Source organism: Dictyobacter arantiisoli (genome assembly GCF_008326305.1).
Classification (GTDB): domain Bacteria; phylum Chloroflexota; class Ktedonobacteria; order Ktedonobacterales; family Ktedonobacteraceae; genus Dictyobacter; species Dictyobacter arantiisoli.
On the sequence record NZ_BIXY01000248.1, the window covers coordinates 1 to 1,183 of the forward strand.

Annotated in this window: 1 protein-coding gene; it reads left to right on the top strand. The window is 53.7% G+C overall.

Annotated features, from left to right (window positions below):
* Positions 1-1,151, top strand: a 1,151-nt coding sequence (locus F1593_RS28060) for an IS110 family RNA-guided transposase (protein ID WP_149404849.1), incomplete at its 5' end; no start/stop codon positions are given.
* Positions 1,152-1,183: the final 32 nt, after the last annotated feature.

The window sequence follows — 1,183 nt, forward strand, 5'->3', positions numbered from 1 at the left end:
CGGGAGTCTATTGGAAACCCATTTTTAACATCTTGGAAGGCCACGCTGAACTCCTGGTCGTAAACGCGCAGCACATCAAAGCAGTGCCTGGGCGCAAGACCGATGTGCGCGACGCAGAGTGGATTGCCGATCTCCTCCAACACGGCTTGCTCAAAGGAAGCTTCATTCCGCCTGCCGAGCAACGGGAACTCCGGGAATTGACACGTTACCGCTGCAATCTGGTAGAAGAACGAGCTCGCGCCGCCAACCGCTTGCAGAAAACGCTCGAAGATACCAACATCAAATTGGGAGACGTGGCTACTGACATTCTCGGCAAGTCAGCACGTGCGATGCTGGAAGCGTTGCTTGCGGGGCAAACGGACCCTCAGGCACTTGCCGATCTGGCCCGTGGACGAATGCGAACCAAACGAGCAGAACTTGAGCAGGCATTGGTTGGCACGCTCACTTCTTCTCATCGCTTCCTTCTGAAGGAACACTTGAGCCACATTGACACCCTAGATGGAGCGATTGCACGTGTCGGACACGAAATTGAAACGCGCATGCGTTCACCAGAAGCTGCCACGCCAGAAGAGATCGGTGGAAGCGAAACGGCGCACCAACAAGATGAGGACGCGAAAGATGAACAAGAGACCCCAGAGAAACACACGGTAAATTGGACACAAGCCATTGCGCTGCTCTGCACGATACCCGGTATTCGTCAACGTGCAGCTGAAATCATCCTTGCCGAAATTGGGCTGGATATGAGCCGTTTTCCCACGGCGAATCACCTGGCATCCTGGGCGGGAATGTGCCCAGGCAATCACGAGAGTGCAGGCAAACGGCTCAGCGGGAGGAGTCGCAAAGGGAGCCCCTGGCTCCGTAAGATTTTAGTGGAAGCAGCGCATGCGGCAGCACACACCAAGAATACCTATCTTTCTGCACTCTATCGCCGACTCGCCTCGCACTGTGGGCCCAAAAAAGCGATGGTCGCCGTCGGTCACAGCATCCTGGTCATCATCTATCATATCTTACGTGACAGAGAAGGCTACAAAGAGTTGGGAGGCAATTACTTCGATGAGCAAAATCGGCAATCCATCGAGAAACGACTCGTTAGGCGTTTAGAGAAACTGGGTTATCAGGTGGAATTACAACCAGCTTCCCAAATCGCTTGAGGGGCTGGTTTCTTTTGTATTTTTCAGAAGAG